16 protein-coding genes are annotated in these 22,015 nt (G+C 70.4%); 5 read left to right on the top strand and 11 right to left on the bottom strand.

Features of this window, described 5'->3' with window-relative positions:
• Window positions 1-269 precede the first annotated feature (269 nt).
• On the top strand, window positions 270-2,138 hold the full coding sequence (locus AB5J56_RS07845) for a glycoside hydrolase family 15 protein (protein ID WP_369231380.1): 1,869 nt from the start codon (window positions 270-272) through the stop codon (window positions 2,136-2,138).
• 6 nt (window positions 2,139-2,144) lie between these two features.
• Here AB5J56_RS07845 and AB5J56_RS07840 read toward each other — a convergent pair whose 3' ends face one another.
• The 4 genes from AB5J56_RS07840 to AB5J56_RS07825 are packed head-to-tail and all read right to left on the bottom strand — an operon-like array spanning window position 2,145 to window position 6,791.
• Window positions 2,145-3,212 (bottom strand): glucose-1-phosphate thymidylyltransferase, encoded by a 1,068-nt coding sequence (locus AB5J56_RS07840; protein WP_369231378.1) that lies wholly within the window; start codon window positions 3,210-3,212, stop codon window positions 2,145-2,147.
• The gene (locus AB5J56_RS07835; RefSeq protein ID WP_369231377.1) at window positions 3,209-4,186 is read right to left on the bottom strand and encodes a UDP-glucuronic acid decarboxylase family protein; all 978 of its coding nucleotides are present in this window, start codon (window positions 4,184-4,186) and stop codon (window positions 3,209-3,211) included. Before AB5J56_RS07835 ends, AB5J56_RS07840 begins: the two co-directional genes overlap by 4 nt.
• 14 nt (window positions 4,187-4,200) lie before the next feature.
• Window positions 4,201-5,514 carry a UDP-glucose/GDP-mannose dehydrogenase family protein gene (locus AB5J56_RS07830; RefSeq protein WP_369231375.1) on the bottom strand — a complete coding sequence of 438 codons (1,314 nt, stop codon included), beginning with the start codon at window positions 5,512-5,514 and terminating at the stop codon, window positions 4,201-4,203.
• Entirely contained in the window at window positions 5,505-6,791 is a 1,287-nt protein-coding gene (locus AB5J56_RS07825; RefSeq protein ID WP_369231373.1) for a glycosyltransferase, read from the bottom strand. The genes AB5J56_RS07830 and AB5J56_RS07825 overlap by 10 nt, the downstream gene beginning before the upstream one ends.
• Before the next feature lie 127 nt (window positions 6,792-6,918).
• Between AB5J56_RS07825 and AB5J56_RS07820 the strand changes: the two genes are divergently transcribed.
• Window positions 6,919-7,893: a class I SAM-dependent methyltransferase gene (locus AB5J56_RS07820; protein WP_369231372.1), complete on the top strand. Its 975-nt coding sequence runs from the start codon at window positions 6,919-6,921 to the stop codon at window positions 7,891-7,893.
• A gap of 18 nt (window positions 7,894-7,911) precedes the next feature.
• On the opposite strand, the gene AB5J56_RS07815 is transcribed toward AB5J56_RS07820, so the two are convergent.
• The 4 genes from AB5J56_RS07815 to AB5J56_RS07800 are packed head-to-tail and all read right to left on the bottom strand — an operon-like array spanning window position 7,912 to window position 11,576.
• Window positions 7,912-8,859, bottom strand: coding sequence for an NAD-dependent epimerase/dehydratase family protein (locus AB5J56_RS07815; protein ID WP_369231370.1), 948 nt, complete (start codon window positions 8,857-8,859; stop codon window positions 7,912-7,914).
• Between the two features lie 14 nt (window positions 8,860-8,873).
• Window positions 8,874-9,428, bottom strand: coding sequence for a sugar transferase (locus tag AB5J56_RS07810; protein ID WP_369231369.1), 555 nt, complete (start codon window positions 9,426-9,428; stop codon window positions 8,874-8,876).
• A complete protein-coding gene (locus AB5J56_RS07805; protein ID WP_369231367.1) occupies window positions 9,346-10,515 on the bottom strand; it encodes a glycosyltransferase family 2 protein in 1,170 nt (389 codons plus the stop codon). Before AB5J56_RS07805 ends, AB5J56_RS07810 begins: the two co-directional genes overlap by 83 nt.
• Window positions 10,512-11,576, bottom strand: a complete 1,065-nt coding sequence (locus tag AB5J56_RS07800) for a glycosyltransferase (protein WP_369231365.1) — start codon at window positions 11,574-11,576, stop codon at window positions 10,512-10,514. The genes AB5J56_RS07805 and AB5J56_RS07800 overlap by 4 nt, the downstream gene beginning before the upstream one ends.
• A gap of 118 nt (window positions 11,577-11,694) precedes the next feature.
• On the opposite strand from AB5J56_RS07800, the gene AB5J56_RS07795 reads away from it, so the two are divergent.
• A complete protein-coding gene (locus AB5J56_RS07795) occupies window positions 11,695-13,113 on the top strand; it encodes a Wzz/FepE/Etk N-terminal domain-containing protein (RefSeq protein ID WP_369231363.1) in 1,419 nt (472 codons plus the stop codon).
• Window positions 13,114-13,129: 16 nt separating this feature from the next.
• Entirely contained in the window at window positions 13,130-14,566 is a 1,437-nt protein-coding gene (locus AB5J56_RS07790) for an O-antigen ligase family protein (RefSeq protein ID WP_369231362.1), read from the top strand.
• Between the two features lie 1,053 nt (window positions 14,567-15,619).
• Here AB5J56_RS07790 and AB5J56_RS07785 read toward each other — a convergent pair.
• From AB5J56_RS07785 to AB5J56_RS07775, 3 genes are read right to left on the bottom strand one after another with little or no spacing between them, the layout of a single operon-like run.
• A complete protein-coding gene (locus AB5J56_RS07785; protein WP_369231360.1) occupies window positions 15,620-17,200 on the bottom strand; it encodes a lipopolysaccharide biosynthesis protein in 1,581 nt (526 codons plus the stop codon).
• Window positions 17,201-17,236: 36 nt separating this feature from the next.
• Window positions 17,237-18,277 carry an LCP family protein gene (locus tag AB5J56_RS07780; RefSeq protein ID WP_369231358.1) on the bottom strand — a complete coding sequence of 347 codons (1,041 nt, stop codon included), beginning with the start codon at window positions 18,275-18,277 and terminating at the stop codon, window positions 17,237-17,239.
• Window positions 18,277-20,961, bottom strand: coding sequence for a DegT/DnrJ/EryC1/StrS family aminotransferase (locus AB5J56_RS07775; protein ID WP_369231356.1), 2,685 nt, complete (start codon window positions 20,959-20,961; stop codon window positions 18,277-18,279). Before AB5J56_RS07775 ends, AB5J56_RS07780 begins: the two co-directional genes overlap by 1 nt.
• A gap of 183 nt (window positions 20,962-21,144) precedes the next feature.
• On the opposite strand from AB5J56_RS07775, the gene AB5J56_RS07770 reads away from it, so the two are divergent.
• Window positions 21,145-21,975 (top strand): TetR/AcrR family transcriptional regulator, encoded by an 831-nt coding sequence (locus tag AB5J56_RS07770; RefSeq protein WP_369231354.1) that lies wholly within the window; start codon window positions 21,145-21,147, stop codon window positions 21,973-21,975.
• The last annotated feature ends 40 nt before the right edge of the window (window positions 21,976-22,015 follow it).

The raw sequence follows: 22,015 nt of genomic DNA, 5'->3' as shown, positions 1-22,015 counted from the left end.
AGGGCGAGCGGACATACGCGGGTCGCCGAGGGCCGGTGGTGGCAGGCCGATCCGTCGCGCGCCGCAGCGGGTGCGTGATCGTCCGTGCCGGGGACCGGCTGCTCGGCGGAAGAGACATGGATCCACCCTGCTGAACAGAGAACTGTTCCATTTCAGCCTTAACACAGCATGAGCGGCCCGTCAATTTATAACCTCCCCTTCGGTGTTCTCGCCACGTGCTCCAAGTCGTGCGTTCGAGCGTGGAGGACTATGCAACTAAAATTCGCTTTATGGCTGGGCGAATCGAGGACTACGCCCTGATCGGAGACCTTGAGACGGCGGCTCTGGTCGGCAGCGACGGCGCCATCGACTGGATGTGCCTGCCACGCTTCGATTCCCCCGCCTGTTTCGCCGCACTCCTCGGCGACGAGAACAACGGCCGGTGGCGGATCGCCCCGGCCGACTGCGCGGAAGCGCGATCCGCCGGCCCACGACGGTGCGACCGACGCGCCTACCGCGGTGACACGCTCGTCCTGGACACCGTCTGGACGACGGACGGCGGAGCCGTGCGCGTGACCGACTTCATGCCTCCCCGCGAGGGGGCGCCACGACTCGTACGCATGGTGGAAGGGCTGGCCGGACGCGTCGAGATGTGCGGGGAGTTGAGGCTGCGCTTCGACAACGGGCGGGTCGTGCCGTGGACCCGGACCGTGGACGCGCGCACCGTGGCCGCAGTCGGCGGACCCGACTCCGTGTTTCTCCGCTATGACCGTGACGACGTGAGTATCTCCGTGAGCAATCACTGCACCCGCACGCTTTTCTCGCTCTCCGCCGGGGAGCGGATCTCTTTTGTGCTCGACTGGAGCCCGTCGCACATTCCGTCGAAGCCGGGCGCCGACAGCATGGAACTCCTGGACGAGACACAGGAATTCTGGCGCACATGGACGGGGAGGTGCAGTTATCAGGGTCCGTGGCGGGAAGCGGTGGTCCGATCCCTCATCACTTTGAAGGCACTGATCTACGCGCCCACCGGCGGAATGGTCGCCGCGGTCACCTCATCGCTGCCTGAATGCCTCGGCGGAGAACGGAACTGGGATTACCGGTTCTGCTGGCTGCGCGACTCCACCTTCACGCTCTCCTGTCTGCTGCGCACCGGCTACCGCGAGGAGGCCGTCGCCTGGCGGAACTGGCTGGTGCGCGCCGTGGCCGGCCAACCCGACGACCTCCAGCCGCTGTACGGGGTGGCGGGCCAGCGGTGGCTGCCCGAGACGGAGGCCTTCTGGCTCGACGGATACGAGGACTCGCGCCCCGTCCGCTTCGGCAACGCCGCCGGTGGTCAGCTCCAACTCGACGTCTACGGCGAAGTGCTCAACACCGTGTACTCCGCGGTGCGCGCGGGCGTGCCCATCGACCGCCACATGTGGCGGGTCGTCGCCTCGCTCATGGACTATCTGGAGAAGCACTGGCGGGAACCGGACGCCGGACTCTGGGAAGTGCGCGGCCCGCCACGGCACTTCGTGCACTCCCGGGTCATGTCGTGGGTAGCCGCGGACCGTGCGCTGCGGATGGCACGGATCGCGGGACTGCGGAGTTCGGCCGAGCGCTGGCGGGCCATGCGTCAGGAGATCCATGACGAGGTGTGCCGCGAGGGCTGGGACGCCGAGCAGCGCAGCTTCGTACAGTCGTACGGCTCCCACCGGATCGACGCGTCCGCGCTGCTGCTGCCGAGGCTCGGTTTCCTTCCGCCCGACGACCCGCGGGTTCTCGGCACCCTGGCGGCCGTGGCCGGAACACTCGGCCACGAGGGCTTCCTGCGGCGCTACGCCGAAGCCGACGGCGGCGGACCCGGGGAGATCGACCCGTTCGCCGCGCACGAAGTGGACGGACTGAAGGGCCCCGAGGGGGTCTTTCTCGCCTGCTCCTTCTGGTTCGCGGACGCCCTCGCCGCGGCCGGCCGCAGGGAGGAGGCGGATGCCGTGTTCGCGCGCGTGCTGGACGCGCGCAACGACGTCGGCCTGCTCTCGGAGGAGTGGGATCCGGTCGCCCGGCGCCAACTGGGCAACACACCCCAGGCGTTCAGCCATGTGGGGCTCGTCAACACCGCGTTCGCGCTGCACGGCACGCGCAACGAGGCGCGGCGAAGGCAGGCCTCAGGGTGACCGTCGTCATGACGCGATCTGCACTCTGCTGTGGTCGCCGAGCACGAGCCGGTGCACGGCGGGGGTGCTGGGGGCCGGGGTGACCTCGACGCTGTGGCCGATCAGCGACTCCTCGATCCGGCTGACCCCGGCGACGGTCGCCCGGCGCAGCACGATGGAGTACTCGATCTCGCTGCCCTCGATGCGGCAGTCCTCGGCGATCGAGGAGAACGGGCCGATGCAGGAGTCGGCGATCACGGTGCCGGCGCCGATGACCGCCGGGCCCACGACACGGCTGCGGAAGACCTTGGCGCCGGCCTCGATGCGGACCCGGCCGATGATCTCGCTGGACGCGTCCACATCGCCCTCGACGCGGGGTTCGAGCGTCTCCAGGACGGTCCGGTTGACCTCCAGCATGTCGGTGACGTTGCCGGTGTCCTTCCAGTACCCCGAGATCGTCGTGGCCCGTACGTCCCGGCCCTGGTCGAGGAGCCACTGGATGGCGTCCGTGATCTCCAGCTCCCCGCGCCGGGACGGCTGGATGGAGCGCACGGCCTCGTGGACGGCGGGGGTGAAGAGATAGACACCGACCAGGGCGAGATCGCTCCTGGGCACCTGAGGTTTCTCCTCCAGGCTCACCACCCGGCCCGTGTCGTCGAGTTCGGCGACACCGAAGGCGGTGGGCTCGGGGACATGGGTCAGCAGGATCCGGGCGTCGGGCCGCTCGGTGCGGAAATCGTCGACCAGGCCGGAGATGCCGCCGACGATGAAGTTGTCGCCGAGGTACATCACGAAGTCGTCGTCGCCGAGGAAGTCCCGGGCGATCAGGACGGCATGGGCGAGCCCGAGGGGAGCGTCCTGCGGCAGATAGGTGACCTCGAGCCCGAACGCGGAACCGTCGCCGACCGCCCGCCGGATCTCCTGCGCGGTGTCCCCGACCACGATCCCGGTCTCGGTGACACCGGCCGCGGCGATGGACTCCAGGCCGTAGAAGAGCACCGGTTTGTTGGCGACCGGCACGAGTTGCTTCGCCGAGGTGTGGGTGATCGGGCGGAGCCGGCTGCCGGCCCCGCCGCACAGGACGAGTGCTTTCATGACGGTCGCCCCGCAGCGGACCGCTCCGGCGGCCGCACCAGTGTCTGCGACTGCGACGCGAACCAGTCCACGGTGTGCCGCAGTCCTTCCTCCAGGGGCACCTGAGGGTTCCAGCCCAGACTTTCCCGAGCCCGGGTGATCACCGGGCGTCGGCGGGCCGGGTCGTCGACCGGCAGCGGGAGGAACCGGAGTTCGCTGCTCGAATGCGTCACGAGCGTGACCAGTTCGGCGAGTTGCCGTACCGTCCACTCCTTCGGATTGCCCAGGTTGAACGGGCCCGGGTGGGGCGAATCCAGCAGTGCCACGAGGCCGCGGACCAGATCGTCGACGTAGCAGAAACTCCGGGTCTGGCTGCCGTCCCCGAACACCGTCAGAGCCTCTCCGTCGAGCGCCTGCCGTATGAAGCTGGAGACCACCCGGCCGTCGTGCGGGCGCATCCGGGGGCCGTAGGTGTTGAAGATCCGCGCGATGGCGATGTCGGCGCTCAGGCTGCGCCGGTAGGCCATCGTGAGGGCCTCGGAGAACCGCTTGGCCTCGTCGTAGACGCTGCGTGGCCCGATGGGGTTGACGTGTCCCCAGTAGTCCTCGGTCTGTGGGTGCTCCAGTGGGTCGCCGTAGATCTCGCTGGTCGAGGCGAGGACGAACCGCGCGTCGTTGCGTACGGCGAGGCGCAGCATGTTCTCCGTGCCCCGGCTGCCGACCGCCAGCGTTTCCAAGGGGTGCCGGTAGTAGTCGAACGGCGATGCGGGACTGGCGAGATGCATGACGGCATCCACCTTCCCGGAGACCTTGACCTCTTCCGTGACATCGCACGGCGTGCACTGGAACCGCGCCTCGCGCAACAGGTGGGCGATGTTCTCCGGCCTGCCCGAGGAGAAGTCGTCGAGGCAGGAGACCATGTCGCCCCTGCGGATCAGGGCCTCGCACAGATGCGATCCCACGAAACCGCTGCCACCTGACACCACCACACGCATCGATGCCTCCCGGGTCAGCCGAGCCGCGGGCGGCCGAGTGCGCGCAGGGTCCACCCGGCCGCTTGCCACGTCGTCGGATCGAGGGTGTTGCGGGCATCGAGGATGTTCGGTGCACGCACCACCGTGGCGAGCGCCGCGGGGTCGATCTCGCGGTACTGCGGCCATTCGGTGAGATGCAGTACGACATCGGCGTGCTCGCACGCCTTGGTCACGTCCAGGGCGAACTGGAGCGCGGGGAAGGCGGCACGCGCGTTGTCGACCGCCTCCGGATCGTGCACGCGGACCTGTGCGCCCCGGCGTTGGGCGGCGTCCGCGACGGCCAGCGCCGGCGAGTCGCGGATGTCGTCGCTGAACGGCTTGAAGGCGGCTCCGAGGACCGCGACGTTGCGATCGGTGAAGGAGCCGCCGAGGAGCCGCTCCGCGCAGGCGACGGCGCGCAGCCGCTGCCGTGTGTTGATCTCGTCGATCTGCCGCAGGAAGGCGACGGACTCGCCCCTGCCGAGTTCCTCGGCCCGGGCGGTGAAGGCCCTGATGTCCTTCGGCAGACAGCTGCCGCCGAATCCCAGGCCGGGGGCGAGGAAATGCGGGCCGATGCGGGAGTCCCGGCCGATCGCCTCGGCCAGCGTGAGCACATCGGCACCGGTCGCCTCGCAGATCTCGGACATCGCGTTGATGAAGGAGATCTTGGACGCGAGGAAGGAGTTCGACGCCATCTTGACCAGTTCGGCGGTGGCCAGGTCGGTGCTGATGAAGGGAACTCCGGCACTCACCATGGGCGCGTAGACCGCGCGCAGCCGCGCCTCGGCGGCGGACGAGCGGACGCCCACCACCAGCCGTTCCGGCCGCAGCGTGTCCTCGACCGCGCAGCCCTCCCGGAGGAACTCCGGGTTCCAGGCGAGGTCGGCCCCCGGAACGGCGGCGCACAGCCCCTCGGCGAGCCGCGCCGCCGTCCCCACCGGCACCGTGGACTTGCCGACGACCAGGCCGCCCTCACTCAGCCCGGCCGCCAGCCCGGCCACGGCCTCTTCGACGAACCGCAGGTCGGCGGCGCCCGACGCGGGCAGCTGCGGGGTGCCGACGCACACGAAGTGCGTGTCACCGAATCTGGCGGCCTCCTTGATGGAGGTGGTGAAGCGCAGCCGTCCCGAGTCCACGGTTCTGACGAGGATCTCGGACAGCCCGGGCTCGTAGCAGGGCGGGCTGCCCCGGCTGAGGGCGCTGACGCGTTCCGCGTCGATGTCGACGCCGAGGACCTCGTGCCCCATGTCCGCCATACAGGCCGCGTGGACGGTCCCCACATATCCGGTGCCGATGACTGTCAGGCGCATGTCGCTCTCCGTTCCGAACCGCGTGAGGCATGTGCGGGGAGACCCAGCAGGCCGCGATAGCAGTCGTCGACGGCGGCGCACATGGCCTCCGGAGCGAACGCCGCGCGAACGCGCTCGCGTCCCTGCCGTCCCATGGCCGCGGCTTCCTCCGGGTGGTCGAGCAGCCAGAGGACCGCTCGGGCCAGGCCGACGGGATCGCCCGGGGACACGAGCAGTCCCGTGGCGCCGGGCTCGACCAGGTCGGGGACTCCGTTCACGGCCGTCGCGGCGACGGGGCGCGCGGCGGCCAGTGCTTCGGTGAGGGCGCGGCCCAGACCCTCGTACAGCGAGGCGATCACGAAGACGTCCAGCCCGGCCACCAGTTCGGTGGCGTCCAGCCGGTACCCGGTGAGCCGCACCTCGACGCCGAGTTCGGCGGCGAGCCGCCGGACGTCCGGTGCGAGGGGGCCGTCACCGACCATCACGAACGCCGTGTCCGGCCGCGCCGCACGGACCATGGCGGCCATCCGCACGAAGTCCAGGGGCGCCTTCTGGGTGTCGATGCGCCCCACCGTTCCGACGAGGGTGGCGCGGGCGGGAACGCCGAGCGCGCGCCGGGCGTCCACGTCGAAGTCGAAGGGGATACGGCTCAGGTCCACCGCCGAGGGCACCACCTGGACGCTGCCGGGGGGAGCCAGACGCTCCTCCACGACCTCCTGAGCGACGCGGGGTGCGACGGCGAGGAAGCGGTGGGTGAAGCGCCGGGTCGCCCGCTCCAGGCAGCGGTAGGCGGCACGCCTGCCCGGCGGCATACGGGTGTGGAAGCTGAGGCCGTGGAAGGTGTGCACCACGACGGGGGTGTGGCACAGCCGGGCCGCGAGGCGGCCGAGGAAGCCGCCCTTCGCCGAGTGGGTGTGCACGATGGTGAACCGTTCGCGCCGGATGAGACGGACCAGCCGCCACAGCACGAGAAGGTCCGCCGGAGTGAGCGTGTGACGGAACCCCCGGAGCTCGACCGTACGCACCCCGGAGGCACGCGCCCGGTCCCAGAGGTCACCGCCCGGCACTCCCGCGACCCACACCTCATACCGGGCGGCGTCCATTCCGACGGCCGACAGCAGGGTGTTGCCGCCGGCACCCGCCCAGAAGCGGGTGATCACATGGAGGACCTTGATCCTCGGCAGGGCCGGCTGCGGCGGCAGCGCCTCACCCGGCGCCACCCGCGGGGGCGGGGCCGGCCAGTCGGCCGGGACGACGCCCGGTCGGCCGGGGGTGTGGAGAACGCTGTGCTGTGCCATCTGCTGCTCACCACTGAGGGGTGGAGGTTGTATATTTACGTCGTATACGTACATAGTCACCCTTATTGAGGGTCAGGTCAATCAGTGAGGCAATGAGGCAGTGACGCATACGGCCCTGGGAGCGGATATGGCCTTGGCGGAACCCGAACTGGTCAGGCACCTGCTGGTGTGTCCGCGCTGCCGGTCGGCCCTGACGGCAGGCGCGGGCAGCCTCCACTGCACCTCGCCCGCCTGTCCCTACAGCACCTCCCCGGGCTTCCCGGTGACGGGGCGCTGGCCGGTCCTCGTCGACTTCGAGCGGAGCGTCGTCGGCCGGGAGGAGACGGGCGAGGCCATCGGCCGCACGGACGGGGCACCACGTGCCGCGGGCGTGGTGAGCGGTGCCGGCGCCGACCGGCTGCCCGCGGTCCTGCGTCGCGTCTGGAAGCCGCCCAACCGGGTCGCGGCCCGCCAGATCGACCTGCTCCTGCGGAGTCTTCCGGGCCCCACGCCGACACTGCTCGTCATCGGCGGGGCCACCGTGGGCAACGGCGTGGAGGAGCTGTACCGGGACCCACGGGTCCAGGTGATCGGATTCGACATCGTCCGCAGTCCGTTGACGCAGTTCGTCGCCGACGCGCACCAGATACCGCTGCCCACGGGGAGCGTCGACGCGGTGCTGGCGCAGGCGGTGCTGGAGCACGTCCTCGATCCGGCCGGGGTCGTGGGCGAGATCCACCGCGTCCTCAAGGACGACGGCCTCGTCTACGCCGAGACCCCGTTCCTCCAGCAAGTGCACGCGGGACCATACGACTTCACTCGGTTCACGTCGAGCGGCCACCGCTACCTGTTCCGGCGGTTCGACGAGCTCGCCGCCGGAACCGTCGCCGGACCGGGAACCCAACTTCTGTGGAGCGCGGACCACTTGGTGCGGGGTCTGGCCCGGTCCGCACTCGCGGGGCGGCTGACCCGGGGGCTGTTGTGGTGGCTGCGCGGCATCGACCGCCTCGTCCCGGCGGACTTCGCGTCGGACAACGCCTCCGCCTGCTACTTCCTGGGGCGCAAGAGAGAGCGCGAGATGACGGCACGGGAGATCGTGGGGTACTACCGCGGGGCTCAGTAGGAGAAGGAGGCGGGCGGGTCAGACGGCCGGTGTCATCCGGGCGCCGCGTTCGGCCTCCACCATCGCCGCGAGCCCGGCTCGAAGGCCCGTGGCCGGTCGATAGCCGAAGGCCTCCCGGGCCAGCGTGATGTCGGCCGCGGTACGGCGGGCGTCGCCGGCGCGACGGGGGCCGCGCCCCACCTGGACCGGGGCTCCCAACAGGCGGAGCAGGGAGAGGACTTGATTCATCGTCACCTCGCTGCCGCCGCCGAGGTTGGCGACCCCGCTCCAGGGCGAGAGGGCGGCCAGGCGCATGGCGCCGACCACATCCCCGACGTAGGTGAAGTCGCGGCTCTGCGTGCCGTCCCCGTACAGCGGGAAGGGCCGGTGGGTGAAAGCGGACGCGACCAGTCGCGCGAACGCCATGTCCGGGCGTTGCCCAGGGCCGTACACGCTGAACAGGCGCAGCGAGACCACCGGAACGCCGAACGCGGTGCGATAGGCCTCGCACAGGTGCTCCGCGGCGAGTTTGGTCACGCCGTACGGGGAAACCGGAGCGGGGCGCACCGATTCGACGGTCGGGTATGTTTCGGCGTCTCCGTACACCGAGGAGCTGGAGGCGAAGACGAGCCGGCGCAGTGCGGTGTCGCGGGCCGCCTCCAGGACCCGCTGGGTGACCAGGACGTTCCGTTCGAGATAGACCGCGAACCCGGCGCCCCAGGAGCCCCGGACACCGGGCTGGCCGGCGAGGTGGTAGACCACGTCGGCGTCGGCGAACAGTGGCTCCAGGGGGAGGTCCAGCAGATTGCCCCGGCGGAAGGTGAACCGGTCCTGTCCGGTCAGCCGGGCGAGGTTCTCCCGTTTGCGCCCCGGCTCGTAGAAGTCGGTCAGCGCGTCGATGCCCAGCACCTCGTCCCCGCGGGACAACAGGTGCGCGCACAGGTGGGATCCGATGAATCCGGCCGCGCCGGTCACTATGGTGCGCATCGGGGCCGACCTCCTTAGGTGGGGTGCCTGGTGGACGAATCGCGCCATACGGCCGACATCACGTACCAGACGGTGCGGGCGATGAGCCGTACGGCGGCGGGGAGCGTGGCATGGGCCAGGAACTCGGCGTCCAGTGCGGCACGTTGCGGCACCAGAACCGCGAGGTAGTACTCCTCCGGGTCGGGCCGGCCGTCCAGCAGCGCCGCGTACGTCCGCGACCGCAGCTGGCAGGGGCCCGTCAGTCCGGGGCGGTGCCGGAACACCCAGCGGTGCTCCGGCGGGTAGCGGCGGGCCAGGTGGATGACTTCGGGGCGGGGGCCCACCAACGTCATGTCGCCGCGCAGGACGTTCCACAGCTGCGGCAGTTCGTCCAGGCTGAGGCGTCTGAGCAGGCGTCCCGTCCCCGTCACGCGCGGATCCGCGCCCCCGGTGACCTCGGGCCCTCTCGCACCGCACGTCATGCTGCGGAACTTGTAGAGGGTGAACTCACGGCCGCCTTCTCCCACTCGGCACTGGCGGAACAACACCGGTCGGCCGCTGGTGGCGGCCACCAGCAGGGCCAGCACCACCAGCAGCGGTGACAGGAGAAGAAGCGCTGTCAGCGCGAAGAGGACGTCCAGGATGCGGCGCGGCACCGAGGGGCGCACCGGGGCCGTCGTCGGCAGAAGCCGCGGGGGAGGGTGGCTGATCGTTTCCATGGGGGTGTCCTTCATCGAGGAGCCAACGCAGGAATCCCCAGTAGCCACTGAGGGTGTCCCGGAATTCGACGGGGTCGTGCCGGAGTACCGCCCTGCCGAGCCGGGTGACCGGCTCGACCGTCAGGGTCAGAGCCACCAGCGCCCAGGCCCGGCCGCGAGACCAGTGCCGGAACGCGTACAGGCAGCGGCTGCACAAGGAGTGGCGCAGCCGTCCGCCGCCCAGCTGCCCGGAGCTCACCCCTCCGGTGTGGTGGACCCGTGCCTGCGCGACGTAGTACGAGCCCCAGCCGTGCCGTCGGGCCCGCAGGGCGAGGTCCGTCTCCTCGAAGTAGAGGAAGTAACGCTCGTCGAAGCCGCCGAGTTCGCGGAAGAGCGACCGGCGTACGAGGAAGAAGGCGCCGATCACCTGGTCGACCGGCCCGGAGGCCGTGGTCTCCTCCGGACGGAGGTGGTGCGGTGGGAAGACGGTGGGCAGCAGCCGGTCCAGGCCGGTCATCTTCCCGAGGAAGATGCGCAGGCTGGGGAAGCGCGAGCAGCTGATCGCGGGCCGTCCGCGCGCGTCGACCATGCGTCCGCCGCAGATGCCGATGTCTTCCGCGGCGCGGCTGTTCAGGAAGTGGCCGAGGGCGCGCAGCGCGTCGGGATACAGCTCGGTGTCCGGGTTGAGGAAGAGCGTGAACTCGCTCTCGCCCCGGGCGGCGCCCTGGTTGCAGGCGGCGGCGAAGCCGCGGTTGTCGGCGTTGCGCACGATGTCGAGTGGGACGCCGGACGAGTCCAGACCCTGGAGGGAATCGTCGTTCGACGCGTTGTCGACGACGGTGATCCGCGCCACCCGCGGGTCCGACCGGTCGGCCCGGCCGAGCGAGCGCAGACAGGCGCGCAGATGGGGCCCGGTGTTCCAGTTGACGATGACGATGTCGATGTCGACGGCTTGCGAGGTCCGTTCCGCGGAGGTCATGAGGCCACCGCCCCGAGTTCGAGGGCCGCCGCCCAGCGGGGGAGCCACGCGTCATAGGAGTAGCGGCGGACGGCGAGCTCCCGTGCACCGCGTCCGAGCAGTTCCCGGGTGGCGGCAGGGGCGTCGAGCAGCCCGAGGATCGCGGCGGTCCACTCGTCGGGACCCCGGGCCGCCGGCAGGCCGAACAGCGTCAGCAGTTCGTCGTTGACGCCGAGCGGAGTGGCCACGGCGGGCACGGCGGCGGCGGCGTACTGCAGCAGTTTGTAACCGCACTTGCCGAGGTTGTACGAGGTCCTCGGGAGCGGCATCAGACCGATGTCCATCTCGGCCAGTGCCGTGCGCTGGACGTCCGGACTCCACGCGACACGGTCGATGAAGGACTCGATACGGCCGAGCGACGGCGTCGCCCGGCCGACGAGGGTCAGCCGGGCGCCGGTGCGGCGGTGGACCTCGGTGAGCGAGCGGGCGATCAGCAGCAGCGCGGACTCGTTGTGGGGGGAGCCGATCCAGCCGAGCCGCGGCGGGTCCCGCAGTGCGTAGGAGGTCTTCGGTACGTAGTCCTCCGGCGCCACGCAACTGGGGATCACCACGACATCGCGATGGTGGCGCGAGGCCCAGTCCGCGAGTACGGCGTTGCCCGCGATGACCCGGTCCGCGTGAAGTACGGCAGTCCGCGCCTTCTCCGCCTTGGGGGCCAGCCGGCGCAGCAGACCTCCGGAGCCGACATCCCATTGCAGGGCGTCGTCGAAGTCGTACACGGAGAACTCGGCGCTCGTCAGCAGCCGCTGTTCCCACCAGCCGCGGCTGAGCGGGGAGGCCTCGCGGTGGAGGAGGAGCCGGCGCGGCCGGGCGCTCGCGATGTCTCGCAGCCGCAGCTCCGCCCGGGCCACGGACACCGGGTGCCGGGCGAGCCGGGAAGGGGCCGCGTCGGGGAACGACAGATAGCTGCCGACGGTGAAGTCCGTGCCTGCACGGTCCAGCCACTGGAAGACCCGGACCCGCGAACTCCCGGCCCCACGACCGTAGGGAGTGATCGCGCAGTGGTCGATGCGACGCTCCATGGCTTCACTTTCCCACGCGTATGCTGATACCGTATGTTTACTTCGTAAACGTACACATATGTTCTCTCCGTACTCATCCGAGGTCAAGAGCGGTCGACAGGGCCGCACGGAGGCCGTCATGGATCTTCACGACTACATCGACGTCCTGCGTCGCCGGTGGCGGATCATCGCGGTGTGCGTCCTGCTGGGCGCGGCGGCGGCCGTTGCCGTGACGGCGATCATGCCCCGCGTCTACACGGCGAAGGCCCAGCTGTTCGTCGCCACCAGCGACGACAACAGCTCCAACGCCTACCAGGGCGGCCTGTTCACGCAGCAACGGGTCAAGTCCTATACACAGATCGTGAACAGTCAGGTCGTCCTCCGGCCGGTCATCGACCAACTCCACCTGAACACCACACCCGAGCAGCTCGCCGGAAAGATCAGCGCACAGGCGCCGCTCGACACGACCCTGGTCAACATCAACGTGCAGGATCCGTCGGCGGTTCACGCCCAGGCGATCGCCGACGCGACCGCCGTCCAGCTCACCCAGTACATCGAGGGCATCGAGAAGGCCACTCCGGACGCGGTGCCCCTCGTGAAGGCCAATGTGGTCGGGAACTCGCAACCGCCGACCTCGCCCACGAGCCCCAAGCCGGCCCTGAACCTGGCCATCGGGCTGCTCGCCGGGGTCTTCGTGGGAATCGGCGCCGCGGTGATGCGCGACGCACTCGATACCACCCTCCGCACGACCGACGACATCGGCAGCCACCTCGGCATCGAGACGCTGGGCACGATCCCCGGTGTGACCCGCCGGCGTCGCGCGGACGCCGGGCCCGGAGCCGGCACCACCCGGCGGACCGAGGCCTTCGGTCAGCTCCGCGCGCACCTTCGGTTCGCCGCCCAAGGGAGCATGCCGGGCTCGGTCCTCGTGGCCGGAGCCCTGCCTCACGAGGGCCGGACCGAGACCGCGATCGGGCTGGCGACGAGTGTCGCCCAGACCGGTCGACGTGTCGTGCTCGTCGAGGCGGATCTTCGGGGGCCACGCCTCGCCCGGGACCTCGGTCTGCTCGGCGCGGCCGGACTCACCGACGTCCTGACCGGCCGGATCGCTCTCGACGAGGCACTCCAGAGCTGGGGTGACGACCGCGTCCGGGTGCTGCCCAGCGGCCCGCTGCCCTCGGATCCGGGCGCTCTTCTGTCCTCGCGGGACATGGGACAGATTCTCCGCGCCCTCGAGGCGGAAGCCGACTTCGTGGTCGTGGACAGCCCGCCGGTACTGCACTTCGCCGACGCGGCCGTCATCGCCCCTGAGACCGCAGGCGTACTCCTGGTCGTCCGCACTGGAAAGACCGGCCGTGACGCGGCACGCCGCGCCCTCCACAGCCTGCGGAGCGCCGATGCCCCTGTCCTTGGTGCCGTGCTTCTGGACCCGTCCGCCGAAGGGTGCGCCGACTGGCAACCGCCCGTGAATCCGGCGGGGCGGCACAGCGCTGCGGCTCCCGAGCCCCGGCACGCGGCGGAGCGCACCGCCGTCCGCGAGTCGGCCCACCACGAGTAAGCACCGTGAGGCACCGATGACGCCCCAGCAGTCCTCAACGGCACTCGTCATCGGGATCTCGGCCCTGGTGTCCCTGATCCCCTGGACGGTGGCGTTGCGCCGTGCCCGCTCCTTCGGCGACTGGGACCTCACCGCGACCCTGGTTTTCGTCATGGGAGTGCTCGCGAACCTGCCCACCGTCGCCTACGTGATCCACACGGGCCGCTCGGAGCGACTGGACTCACGGGGCGACGTCGTGATCGGGTTCCCGGCGTGGGTGAACCACATCGGCACGCTGACCAACGGCCTGATGCTCGCGGCCTGTGTGCTGTTCGTCCTCCAGCGGCTCCTCTTCGCCCGCGCCACGATCAACCCGGCGCCACTCATCGCCCTGGTGCTGGTCCTGGTGCTCACCGCTTCCGACGGCCTCCACGGGCAGGAGCTCCTCGCCCCCAGGCAGGTCACTCTGCTGGCCGCCCTTCTCGCGGCGGCCGTCGCCCGTGCCGGGCGCTCGGCGCTTCTCGGCGGCGCCGCCGTGGCCATGATGTTCACGGTGCTGAGCGGAATCGAGGCGGTCGTCGAGCCCGCCACCGTGCTGCGGGAGTGCGAGCCCGACAACCAGTGCGGTGTCCTGGGAATCCTGTACGCCGGCGTCTTCACCAACGAGAACATCTACAGCCTGCTCATCATGGTGTGCATCCCCTTCGTCTGGCTCGGGCTGCGCGGACGGGTACGCGTGGTGCTCGCCTGCTACCTCGCCTTCGTGGCCGTGGCCACCGGCAGCAGGCTGGCCTCGGTGACCGCGGTCGCCACCGTGGCCTTCCTGATGCTGATGCGTCCGAGGCTCCCGGACGAGGAGCCCCGAGGTGTCCCGGGAATCTCGCCCGGACGCATCCTGGCAGCCGTGCCCGTCCTCGGCGCGGTCGCTGCCATGGGCGCTCTGCTGCCCTTCCACCACCGGGGCCTGGGTGACCTAGGGATGCGTGCCACCATCTGGGACATGGCCCGGAGCGAACTGCCGGACTCGGTGCTCCTCGGCTTCGGCGGCAAGGCCTGGTCCGCGAAGTACCCCGGCGGGGAGATTCCGGCGGCTGTCTCGCCCTCACTGCACAACGAGTGGATCGACGTCCTCTACGCGGGCGGAATCATCGGCCTCGCGCTGTTCGTCGGACTGCTGGCCTACCTTCTGCTCAGGGGCGGCACCACGGGCTTCCCGATCGCCGCGTCCCTGCTGCTGCCGGTCCTGTTGGCCTCGGTCCTGGAGCGGCCCTGGTCCTTCGGCATCAGCAACTCGCTGACCTTCGCGCTTGTCGCGGTCACACTCGTGCCGCTCACCGCCCGCACCGTCACCGGCCGTGCACGGCAGCGGCTCGGGCCGCCGCATTCGACGGCTGCCCTTCGAGCAGCTTCTCCAGCGGCTCCAGAGTCCGGTTCCAGTCCAGCCGCTGAGCCTGTGCGTACGCCTCGTCGCTGACCGCCTGCCACCGCGCTCCGTCGCTCAGTTCACCGATGACCGAGGCGAACGACTCCTCCGTGTACGGCACGGATCCCTGCAGCAGATCGAGGTGGCGCCGCCAGCCGGGAACCAGCACGGGCAGTCCGTGCGCCAGATAGTGCAGGTGCTTGGCCGAGAAGCCCTCCCGCCGCAGCGGGTCCTGGGTGCAGGTGATCAGACCGAACTGATACCGCGACAGGACATCGGGAGACGCGTAGCCGCGGTAGTTCAGGCCGAGCCCAGGATCGGGCCGCGGCCCTCCGTACACATCGATGTACGGGTACAGCCGGCTCAACCTGACGAGCAGCGGGAGGTCGATGAACCGCGAGCTGAGCGAGCCGAGGTAGACGACGCGGGGCGGATCAGCGAACCGCGCCCGCTCCGTGGACGGAGTGCAACCCCAGTTGAGCTGAACGAAGTTTCGTCCGCTGATGCCGTACCGTGCCATGGCGTAACGGCCGTAGGACTCCCAGGAGAAGGACAGATGGTCCATGTCCTCCAGGAACCGCGTCTCCCAGCTACGGAAGCTCGAGTGCTGCCGCTCCGTGAGCCGTCCCTCGTAGAGGACCTCGTCGGCCCAGGGGTTGGGGCAGTCGTAGAGGGTCGCGGCCGAGGTGTGGGTCTTCAACAGTCCGGCGTCGTACGGCGTTTCGCAGATGACCAGATCGAACGCGTCGAGCCGGAGCTCCCGCCGCAGGATGCGCCGGCGTAGATGGTGATCCGCCAGCAGGACGTAGTACGACAGATGACGTCGTCCGAAACCCCATCTGCGGGTGAACACCTTGGACGCCACGTCGTTGGTGTAGAGGGCCAGCCGAGTGGGACGCAGGGATCCCGGCAGGTTCCGCCCGAGCGAGGTGCCGGAGGAGCGGGCCAGGAAGTTGGTGTCCACCAGCTCCACTTCGTGGCCGCGCTCCCGCAGGAACCGCTCGATGGCCAGCGGCTTGACGCTGTTGGCGTATCCGTCCAGCTGGGCCACGATCAGAACGCGCCTGGCTCCTGTGGCGCCGGGTCCGTTCGTCGCTGTTCCTGTCATGACGACTCCTCCTTGTTGCCGAGCGGACACTCCTTTTCACCCGCGCGCGGATCCGCGGCGAGTTCGCTCCCCATCAGTGCCGAGGCGGCGGCGAGGCCGGCGAGTACCGGCAGACCGGCCAGCAGCAGGGGCAGCGCACCGTGCCACCCCGCCTCGAGAACCAGGAGCTCCCCGAGACAGGCCACGACCATGGCCAGAGCGGTCGCCGGCACCCAGCGTCCCGGAAGCGGCTGCTCGCGCAGGCCGACGTGTCGTCGGCACAGGAAGACGAAGTACAAGGAACCGGCCATGAGGCCGATCGAGGTCGCCAGTACTACCCCGACGACTCCGAAGAGGAGCGTCAGCGGCACGGTCAGCGCCAGGTTCACCACCGTCGAACACCAGGAATAGCGAGTCTCCAGTCCGGGCCGCCCGATCGCCCTGACCACGCAGGTGCGCATCCCGGTGAGGGCCACTTGCAGGGAGTACCCGGCCAGCAGGACGGCGGCAACGGTTCCGCTCAGGGCCAGTTCGGTGCCCAGCCACACCTGCACGGCCAGGCCCACGGACGCGGTCGTCACCGCCCCGTAGGTGAGGACCGCCGGCAGCCAGCGGCGCTCCAGTGAGGAGAACTCCCGCACCGCTCCAGGGAGTCCGTGGTCGGCGTAGACGCGGGTCATGCGGGTGAGGATCGGCGGGAAGGCATACAGCGGCAGGCTGCGCAGGGCCATCGCGGCCTGGTAGCCGGCCGCGTAGACACCGACGTAGCGCACGGGCAGCAGCACGGCGATGACCAGGGCGTCGATCTCCCCGTTGAGGAACACCGTGAAGCCCGACAACTGCATGCGGAAGGCGTACGCGCCGAAGTCACGCCGCTCGCTCGCCTCCGGCAGCAGCGGTCGGCGCACGCGGATGTGCCGGACCCCCGCCCAGAGGCCACCGACCGTCACGAACAGGTACCGCCCGGCGGCCAGTACCGCGAGGAGCGGCAGGTCGGGGCCGTGGCCGATCAGTGAGGTCACAGCCATCGCGTAGGCCAGACAGGACCCGCCGCTGACGGCGGCAAGGCGCCCGAAGCGTGCGTTCGCCTGAAGCAGCGCCGTGGCGGAGTTCGATGCCAGGGCCAGCGTCAGCAGCGGGCCGAGGATCAGCAGCAGCTGCTCGGCCTCGTGCCGCAGCGGCGGTGGTACATCGAGAGCGGCGACCACGGACGGGGCGAGCAGCAGGCACAGCCCGGTGACGCAGACGCCAAGGCCGAGGAAGACCGTCAAGGACCCGATGACCAGTCGTCCGGTCCCCTCCCGGTCGCCGCGGGCACCGTGATACGCGTAGAAGCGCGCCAATGAGGCACCGACGCCGCCGTCCAGCACGGTGAGCGTCGCCAGCAGGACCACCATCAGCGACCAGACGCCGAACCGGTCGATCCCCAGATGACCGATGAGATACGGCGTGAGCGCCAGATTGGTGAGCAGCGGGGCGACCTGGGCCAGGGCACTGAATCCCATCCCCGAGAACAGCTTCCGGGCGGGGGCGGCCGGGGCCTCGCCACGCATCCCGGACGGCCCGCCGTTCCCGACCGTGCCGGGTGCGCCGCGCAAGGGGTCCGTGTGGTGCCCGATCCGCACTGACCTGCCTCACTTTCCGTCGGCGGGCGGTCTTCCCGTCTCGATGCCCCGCCACAGCGTTCGCAGCCCGTGCCGGTCAAGAATCAGTGCGTACTGCCCCTCGATCATCTGCGACCGGACAACCGGAGCGATCCCGAACGACGCCCGCGAGGTGTCCAGATGACGCAGGCCGAGGACGAGGTTGCGCAGGTCGGTGTTGGACATGTGGTCGTCCACGCTGACGGTGCGGGTGATCGCGTTGAGCATGTGGTCGGTCGCGAGGGGGTCGGTGAGGCTGACCCGGCTGCGGGCCTGGCCGACCAGGCTGAGCAGGAACTGCTGTTGGCGGCGGATGCGGTCGAACTCGCCGCCGGGCAGACCGTGCCGCTGCCGTACGTACGACAGGGCCTCCTTGCCGTTCATGGTGCGGGTGCCGGTCTTGAAGCCCAGGTGCTGTTCCGAGTCGTAGGAGTTCTCGTGGACGGTGATCGGGACGCCGCCGACGGAGTCGGTGAGGGTCTTGAAGCCGTCCCAGTCGATGATCCCGAAGTGGTCGATGCGGCTGCCGGTGAGCTGTTCGACGGTTTCGACCATGAGCGCCGGTCCGCCCCATGAGAAGGCGGCGTTGATCTTCGCGGAGCCGTGTCCGGGGATGGGGACCCAGCTGTCGCGCGGAATGGACACGATGTCCGCCTTGCCCTTGTCGGCGCTGAAGTGCACCAGCATCAGGGTGTCGCTGCGTTGAGCCCCGTACTTCCACAGGGCCGCTCGGGCCTCGCTGCCGGTGGTCGGTCTGTCCGAGCGGCGGTCGACTCCGGCGAGGAGGTACGTGCTGCCTCCGGTGTTCCCCGGCGGCTTGGTCGGGCGAGGACCGGTAGGGAAGGCGTGCGGAATGCGGGCCACCTGGTCGCCGTAGTGGTTCGTGCCCCACCACACTCCGCCGATGACGAGCCCGGCCAGCCCGAGTACGGCCGCCAGCAGGCAGATCAGCAGGGCGCGCAGCAGATGGCGGCGTCGCCGGGGCGGTACGGGCCGTGGCGGCCAGGGGGACCATTGACGGCGCGCGGACATCAGAAGCCGTCCGGGTACGGAGCGGTCATGACGGAGAGCGGCTGCCGGGCCGCGGTGGCGGGGAAGCCGGGGAGGAGACCGGCGAGTGCGCGGCGTACGGCGTCGGTGTCGTTGCGTTCCGCCGCGGCGTAGAGGCCGGGCAGTCGCTCCGACAGGCCGGCGGAGTCGCTCCGCTGCTGGGTGGACGACGCGGCGAGGATCTGCGGATGGGACGTCCGCGTGTGCCGTTCATGGCGGGAGAACAGCGTCTCGTTGAGCTTCTCGCCCTGCCGCAGGCCGGTGAAGCGGATGTGCACGTCCGGCACGTTGACCGACTGGGCGAACTTCCGCACCAGGTCCACGATCCGTATCGGGTCGTGCATGTCGAGGACGAACACCTCGCCGCCCGCGGCCATCCGGGCCGCTTCCAGGACCAGCCCGGCGGCCTCCTCGATGGTCATGAAGAACCGGGTGACGTCGGGGTGGGTGACCGTCACCGCGGAGCCCGTGCCGAGCTGTTCGGCCACGACGGACAGCAGCGAGCCACGGCTGCCGAGTACGTTGCCGAAGCGGACGGCCGTGAACACGGTTCCGGCGGGGGAGCCGCGTTGGGCTTCCTGCACGATGAGTTCGGCCAGGCGTTTCGTGGCGCCGAGCACGGAGACGGGATCGGCCGCCTTGTCCGTGGAGATGAGGACGAACCGTTCGGTGCCGTGCGCGGCCGCGGCGCGGACCAGATGCTCGGTCCCCATCACGTTCGACTTCACGCCCTCGCAGGGGTGACGTTCGAGCAGGGGAAGGTGCTTGTGCGCCGCCGCGTGGAAGACGATCTCGGGGCGCAGCTCGCGGAAGACCTGGTCGATACGGGGCCGGTCCCGGATGTCCGAGATCACGATGTCGTCGCTGAGCAACGCGTCGCCGTACAGCTCCAGTTGCAGTCGGTGCAGGTTCGACTCGTCGTGGTCGAGCAGGAAGAGCCGGCTCGGGCCGAAGGCGCGTACCTGGCGGCACAGTTCGCTGCCGATGGAGCCGCCGGCTCCGGTCACCAGGACCCGGCGCCCGGCGACGGTGGAGCGCGCCTCGGGGCTGACCACGTGTATCTCGTCGCGGCCGATCAGCTTGTGCACGTCCAGCGCACGCATGTCGCTGCCCGCCACGTCCCGGCGCAGGGCGGCGATGAACGACGGGAGATAGCGGACGCTCGCCCCGGTCGCCTCGGCCGCGTCGGCCACCTGTCGGAAACGCTCCGGGCTCAGGCCGGGGATGGCCACGACCACCGCGTCGATCCGGTGCTTCAGCGCGGCCGCCTTGGTGTCGTCCAGTTTCCCGAGGACAGGCAGGTTGCCGATGGCGCCGGCCCGCTGCTTGGCCGGGTCGTCATCGAGATAGCCCACCGGGGCCAGCCCGAAATCGGGGGTCCGTCCGAGGTCCCGGGCGAGCGCCTGTCCCGCCTCTCCCGCGCCGATGACGAGGGTGCGCAGTCCGGCGGGGCGCGGCGGGTGCGGGCGGGCGGGTGCGGTGCGTGGTGGCCCGGCGAGCCGGGTCAGCTCCGCGCAGACCTCGCCGACCATGTCCTCGGTGAGGCGGGGGTGCATGGGCAGCGAGAGCAGCTGCGGGAACAGCTCGTCGGCTCCGGGCAGACCGCCCGGAGGTGTGATCGCGGACCGCTGGAAGTACGGCATCCGGTGCAGCGGGATGAAGTGGACGGAGGTGCCGATCCCGCGTTCCGCCAGCCGTTCGACCAGCTCGTCGCGGCCGATGCCGTACTCCTCCTGGACCCGCACCGGATAGAGATGCCGGGCGTGTGTGCCGTGCGCGCTGACATCGAGGGGTTCGAGGCCGGGCACGGGGGCCAGGGCCGACGCGTAGTGGTCGGCCACCGCGTGGCGCCGCCGCTGCCAGTCGGCCACGTGGGGCAGCTGGGCGCGCCCGATGGCGGCCTGCACATCCGTCATGTTGGCCTTGAGGCCCGCTTCCTCGACCGTGTACCGCCAGCTGCCGCCGGGCAGATCGCGGCGCCAGGCGTCCGCGGACATACCGTGCAGCCTTGTGCGGCGGATCCGTTCCGCGATCATCGCGTCGTCCGTGGTGACCATGCCGCCTTCGCCGATGGGCAGGTTCTTGGTCGCGTAGAAGCTGAAGCAGGCCGCCGCGGTGAGGCCCCCGACGGGGCGGTCGTCCACCGTGGTGCCGAGCGCGTGCGCCGCGTCCTCGATCACCAGCGACAGGGGGAGCCGGGCGGCCTCGGCGAGTTCGGCGACCGGCGCCGGGGCCCCGGCGAAGTGCAGGACCATCATCGCGGCGGGGCAACCGCAGGCCCGGGCAGCCGTGGCGACGGTGGCCGGGGTCGGCATCCCGGTGCGCGGATCGACGTCCACCAGTACGGGACGCAGTCCGGCGTGCAGGATCGCCTGGGCGGCACCGCAGAAGGTCACCGTCGGGATCAGTACGCGGCTGCCGGCCGGGAGGTGCAGGGCGCGCAGCGTCAGTTCGAGCGCCGCGGTGCAGGAACTCACCCCGACGGCATGACCGGCGCGGACGTACGAGGCGAACTCCTCCTCGAAGAGTTCCGTCTCGTGGCCGGTGGTCACCCAGCCCGACGCGAGAACGCGCTCGGCCGCTTGCCGCGCTTCCGGACTGATCTCGGTCACGGCGAACGGCACGCGGGGCGGTACGCGCGGGGAGTGGGGCCGGTCGGGTGTCATCTCGAGCGCTCCCCCGGTTGTCGAGTGCTAGGGGGCATGATGTCTGTGTCCTCTGCTGTATATTTACAGCGTATACGTACACCTTGCTCCGGTGGATGCGTACAGTCAAGCGGCGGGGGACACCTCCGTAAGCAGGGCGCCGCCCGTGGCGTTGTGGCCCAGAATCACTTCTGGAGGCAAGACATGGAGAAGGAGCAGACGTCCGCCCCGGCTCGACGTGCCAGCGACCGCGGACGCTACGGCCGGCTCAGCCGGGAGCGTGTGCTGGCCTCCGCTCTGGACCTGGTCGACCGCGAAGGGCTCTCGGCGCTGAGCATGCGCCGCCTCGGGGCCGAGCTCGGCGTCGAGGCGATGGCCCTGTACCGGTACGCGCCCAGCAAGGAGGCCCTTCTCGACGGTCTGGTCGAGGCCCTGTACCTGGAACTGGAGGACCGTCTCGACTCCACCTCCGGCGGGCTCTCCGCCGAGGCGGGACAGCAGGCGGCCGAGGGTCCCGAATGGCGGGCCGAACTGCACCGGATCGCCCTCGCGACCTATCAGATCGCCTTCGCCCATCCCCAGGTGGTGCCCCTGCTCGCCACACGCCTGCTGGCCGTCCCGCTGGCGCGGCGCCCGCTGGCGGTCCTGCGGGATCACGAGCGGGTACTGGCCCTGCTGGAACGGGCGGGCCTCGACGACGAGCAGGTGTCGGCCGCCTTCCGGGCCTTCACCGGTTGGATTCTCGGCTATGTGTCGGTTGAGCTGCGCGCGATGGTGGACAACCCCGAGGAGTCGGATCCCGCCTTCCGGCTCGGGCTGCACCGCATGCCGGCGCAGGAGTTCCCCAGGCTCCGCAAGGTCGCCCCGACCCTCGCCGAGCACGGCGGCCCGAACGGGTTGGCCGCCGGCCTGGACGCACTGCTGGACCGCTTCGCCGGGGGCGCGGCGAGCGACGGCCCGGAGAGCTCCACGGACAAGCAGAACCGGGAGAGCTCGACGGACAAGCAGAACCGGGAGAGCTCGACGGACATGTAGAAGAGGGCTTTCCGTGCACAGCACAGCCCCGGAGGCACGG

It is taken from the genome of Streptomyces sp. R21 (genome assembly GCF_041051975.1).
GTDB lineage: Bacteria > Actinomycetota > Actinomycetes > Streptomycetales > Streptomycetaceae > Streptomyces.
This window is presented reverse-complemented; position numbering and strand designations above follow the sequence as displayed.

What these genes read in the sequence shown, in the direction of transcription:
- AB5J56_RS07805 (WP_369231367.1), bottom strand. Translation starts at nt 10,515, where the DNA reads ATGACCTCCGCGGAACGGACCTCGCAAGCCGTCGACATCGACATCGTC.
- AB5J56_RS07845 (WP_369231380.1), top strand. Translation starts at nt 270, where the DNA reads ATGGCTGGGCGAATCGAGGACTACGCCCTGATCGGAGACCTTGAGACG.
- AB5J56_RS07825 (WP_369231373.1), bottom strand. Translation starts at nt 6,791, where the DNA reads ATGGCACAGCACAGCGTTCTCCACACCCCCGGCCGACCGGGCGTCGTC.
- AB5J56_RS07815 (WP_369231370.1), bottom strand. Translation starts at nt 8,859, where the DNA reads ATGCGCACCATAGTGACCGGCGCGGCCGGATTCATCGGATCCCACCTG.
- AB5J56_RS07835 (WP_369231377.1), bottom strand. Translation starts at nt 4,186, where the DNA reads ATGCGTGTGGTGGTGTCAGGTGGCAGCGGTTTCGTGGGATCGCATCTG.
- AB5J56_RS07770 (WP_369231354.1), top strand. Translation starts at nt 21,145, where the DNA reads ATGGAGAAGGAGCAGACGTCCGCCCCGGCTCGACGTGCCAGCGACCGC.
- AB5J56_RS07800 (WP_369231365.1), bottom strand. Translation starts at nt 11,576, where the DNA reads ATGGAGCGTCGCATCGACCACTGCGCGATCACTCCCTACGGTCGTGGG.
- AB5J56_RS07820 (WP_369231372.1), top strand. Translation starts at nt 6,919, where the DNA reads ATGGCCTTGGCGGAACCCGAACTGGTCAGGCACCTGCTGGTGTGTCCG.
- AB5J56_RS07830 (WP_369231375.1), bottom strand. Translation starts at nt 5,514, where the DNA reads ATGCGCCTGACAGTCATCGGCACCGGATATGTGGGGACCGTCCACGCG.
- AB5J56_RS07840 (WP_369231378.1), bottom strand. Translation starts at nt 3,212, where the DNA reads ATGAAAGCACTCGTCCTGTGCGGCGGGGCCGGCAGCCGGCTCCGCCCG.
- AB5J56_RS07780 (WP_369231358.1), bottom strand. Translation starts at nt 18,277, where the DNA reads ATGTCCGCGCGCCGTCAATGGTCCCCCTGGCCGCCACGGCCCGTACCG.
- AB5J56_RS07790 (WP_369231362.1), top strand. Translation starts at nt 13,130, where the DNA reads ATGACGCCCCAGCAGTCCTCAACGGCACTCGTCATCGGGATCTCGGCC.
- AB5J56_RS07795 (WP_369231363.1), top strand. Translation starts at nt 11,695, where the DNA reads ATGGATCTTCACGACTACATCGACGTCCTGCGTCGCCGGTGGCGGATC.
- AB5J56_RS07775 (WP_369231356.1), bottom strand. Translation starts at nt 20,961, where the DNA reads ATGACACCCGACCGGCCCCACTCCCCGCGCGTACCGCCCCGCGTGCCG.